A 3750-nucleotide genomic window follows, 5' to 3' on the forward strand; every position below is an offset into this window, starting at 1 on the left:
GAAAAAGAGACTAAAGAAGTAGATAAAAATGCTAAAAAGAAATTAAAAGAGCTTCGGAAAGAAATTAGTAAAATTCAAGAAGCAATGTATGCAGAAGGAAAATATGCAGTTCTAATTTGTTTACAAGGAATGGATACATCTGGGAAAGATAGTTTAATTCGAGAAGTTTTTAAAAACGTAAATGCCCAGGGTGTTCTAGTGCATAGTTTTAAAGTACCAACAGCATTAGAATTAAAACACGATTATTTATGGCGCCATTATATTGCATTGCCAGCAAAAGGTAAAATAGGTGTTTTTAACAGAACACATTACGAAAATGTTTTGGTAACACGTGTGCATCCTGAATATATTTTTGGAGAAAATATTCCTTCAGTTAAAAGTTTAGATGATCTCAATGATGATTTTTACAACAAAAGAATGGAAGAAATCAACAATTTTGAAAAACACATAGTTGACAATGGTACAATTGTTTTAAAATTCTTTTTAAACCTTTCAAAGGAAGAACAGAAAAACAGGTTATTACGAAGATTGCGTTTAAAACAAAAAAATTGGAAATTTTCTCCGGGAGATTTAAAAGAACGTAAACTTTGGGATACCTACCAGTTTTGTTATCAAGATCTATTAAATAAAACTTCAAAAGAACACGCACCTTGGTTTGTAATCCCAGCAGACGATAAACCAACGGCTCGTTTATTGGTTGGAGAAACTATTTTAAACACTTTAAAACAATACAATTTTGAAGCTCCGGAATTACCTGAAAAATATAAGGTTGAAATTGAAAATTATAAAGCACAATTGGAAACTGAATAACTATTAAGAATACAGAATCTAAATTGTAAGATCATATTTTTAAAAATAACTTCATAGGCAGAAATGCCAAATTATTTTTAAGTCACAATCATTAAATATTTGTTAAAAAGTATGAAAAAACGATGGGTATATTCCTAAAATCGTAAATTACAAATTGTATATTTACAACTTAATATATTTTTAAAATAACTATGGAATTACATTTAACAAAACCAATTATTTTTTTCGATTTAGAAACAACAGGAATTAACATTGCAAAAGATAGAATTGTAGAAATTTCTATATTAAAAGTATTTCCAAACGGAAATAAGGAAAGTAAAACTTGGCTGGTAAATCCTGAAATGGAAATACCAAAAGAAGCATCAGATATTCACGGAATTACAAACGAAAGAGTTGTTACAGAACCTACTTTTAATGAGTTGGCAGCCGAAGTAAGCAAAATAATTGATGGCTGCGATTTGGCAGGTTTTAATTCCAATAGGTTCGATATTCCTTTACTTGCCGAAGAAATGTTGAGAGCTAAAGTTAATTTTGACATGAATAATAGAGTTGCGATTGATGTACAGGTGATTTTTCATAAAAAAGAAGAAAGAACCTTAAGTGCAGGTTATAAATTTTATTGCGATAAAGATTTAGAAAACGCACATTCTGCTGAGGCTGATACACTCGCAACATACGAAATTTTAAAAGCCCAGTTAGAAAAATACGACGATTTAGAAAATGATGTCAATTTTTTAAATGAATACTCAACACATAATAAAAGAGCAGATTTTGCTGGTTTCATTATGTTTAATGAAGACGATGAAGAAATATTTACCTTCGGAAAGTATAAAGGGCAAAAAGTTGCTGATATTTTAAGGAAAGACAAAGGATATTATTCTTGGATTCAAAATGCGGATTTTCCACTTTATACAAAAAAAGTTTTGACCCAAATTAAAGAAAAAACATTCTTTAATAAAAAAGAAAACACTTTGGAAGATTTGCAAAATAAATTCAATAAAAAATTATAAATATGTTCATTAAGTTTGATGATTTAGATAAAAATGCAAGAGTTTGGATTTACCAATCTAGCAGAGCATTTTCTAATAATGAAGTTGAAATAATTAAAGGAAAAACAACCAATTTTATTGAAAACTGGTTACGTCACGGAGATCATTTAAAGGCTTCATTCTGTATTAAATATAACCAGTTTGTTATTTTGGCAGTTGATGAAAATTTTAATGAAGTTTCGGGTTGTTCTATTGATGCATCTGTAAATTTAATTAAAAGTTTAGAGAAAGATTTTTCAGTAGATTTGACAAATAAATTAAATATTTCGTTTAAAGATAATAGCAATATTAATGTTGTATCTATGGCAGATTTTCAAAAATATGCCAAACAACAAAAAATTACTGCAAATACCATTGTCTTTAATAATATGGTTACTTCTAAAGGTGAATTTGAAAATAATTGGGAAGTTACGGCAGACAAGAGCTGGCACAAACGCTTTTTGGTACATTAGTTTCATAATAAATTATATCTATTTTTTATAAATGATAAAAAAAACAGTTTTAATAGCTTTAATTTTCTGTGGCCCTTTTTTAAATGCTCAAAGTGCTGACCCATTATTGGTTAAAGATACTTTAGCACAACAAAAATGGGTTGATACTTTATTAAATAACATGACAATTGATGAAAAAATTGGTCAGTTGTTTATGGTTGCTGCCTATTCTAATAAAGATGAGAAGCACGAAAAGTTTATTTCTGGATTAATTGAAAAGTATCATATTGGTGCGCTTATTTTTTTTCAAGATGTTCCATTAAAACAGGCAGAACTAACAAATAAATACCAGTCGCAGTCAAAAATCCCCTTACTTATAGGAATTGATGGAGAATGGGGCTTAAATATGCGGCTAAAAGATACCTATCGTTTTCCTTGGAATATGACTTTGGGTGCTGTTAGAGATAATTCTTTAATTACTGCCTTTGGCGTTCAAGTTGGAAAACATTGCAAACGTTTGGGAATTCATATGAATTTTGCTCCTGTGGTAGATGTAAATACAAATCCTGATAATCCAATAATAGGAAACCGCTCTTTTGGTGAAAATCATGTTAATGTGGCTGATAAAAGTACTGCATTTACATTGGGTCTTCAAAGTAAAAATGTGTTGGCAAGTGCAAAGCATTTTCCCGGACACGGTGATACTGCAACAGATTCGCATCATACATTACCAACGGTAGATTTTACAAAAAAGCGTTTAGATTCTGTAGAATTGTATCCTTATAGAAAAAATTTTGCAGCTGGTTTAGGAAGTGTTATGGTAGCACATTTAAGTGTGCCAGAGTTAGAATCAAACGAAAGTTTACCTTCATCTTTGTCTAAAAAGATAGTTACAGGTTTGCTAAAAGAAGAAATGGGTTTTAAAGGATTAATTATTACAGATGCACTAAATATGAAGGCTTCTGCGAATTTTGATTCTCCTGAAGAAATAAATTTAGCGGCGATACTTGCAGGAAACGATTTGTTAGATGTTCCTTTAAATATCCCTGAAACTGTACTAAGATTTAAAGAAGCATTAGATACGGGAGAGTTAACAGAAGCACGGTTAGATGAATCGGTTAAAAAAATATTAAAAACAAAATATTGGGCAGGTTTAAATAATTACAAACCAATTGAAACTGTTAATTTATTAGAAGACTTAAATACTGTTGAAGATGAGTTAATTCATAGAAAATTAGTAGAAAATTCTATTACATTATTAAAAAATGAATCACTTGTATTTCCAATTCAAAATTTGGATAAAAAGCGGGTTGCTTATGTGAAATTAGGTGATAGCGATAATGAACCTTTTGTTGAAATGTTACGAAATTACACAAATGTTGATGTAGTTTCAGCTTCTAATTTATATGAATTAATTACAAAACTTAAAAGATATAATTTGGTAATTGTTGGGTATCACA

At 29.5% G+C, this 3750-nt stretch carries 4 protein-coding genes; all 4 read left to right on the forward strand.

Translation table 11 applies throughout. The features are described from left to right. On the forward strand, positions 1 to 810 hold an 810-nt coding region (locus tag AB1Z17_RS11320; protein WP_368051902.1), incomplete at its 5' end, for a PPK2 family polyphosphate kinase. A gap of 191 nt (positions 811 to 1001) precedes the next feature. Continuing rightward, positions 1002 to 1820, forward strand: coding sequence for an exonuclease domain-containing protein (locus tag AB1Z17_RS11325; protein WP_368051903.1), 819 nt, complete (start codon positions 1002 to 1004; stop codon positions 1818 to 1820). A 2-nt stretch (positions 1821 to 1822) separates the two neighbouring features. After that, complete coding sequence (locus AB1Z17_RS11330) at positions 1823 to 2311, forward strand: ABC transporter ATPase (RefSeq protein WP_368051904.1); 489 nt, start codon at positions 1823 to 1825, stop codon at positions 2309 to 2311. A gap of 31 nt (positions 2312 to 2342) precedes the next feature. Continuing rightward, a partial coding sequence (locus AB1Z17_RS11335) for a glycoside hydrolase family 3 protein (protein WP_368051905.1) occupies positions 2343 to 3750 on the forward strand: 1408 nt, incomplete at its 3' end.

Origin of the sequence: Lutibacter sp., from assembly GCF_040883305.1 — a bacterium.
Lineage (GTDB): Bacteria > Bacteroidota > Bacteroidia > Flavobacteriales > Flavobacteriaceae > Lutibacter.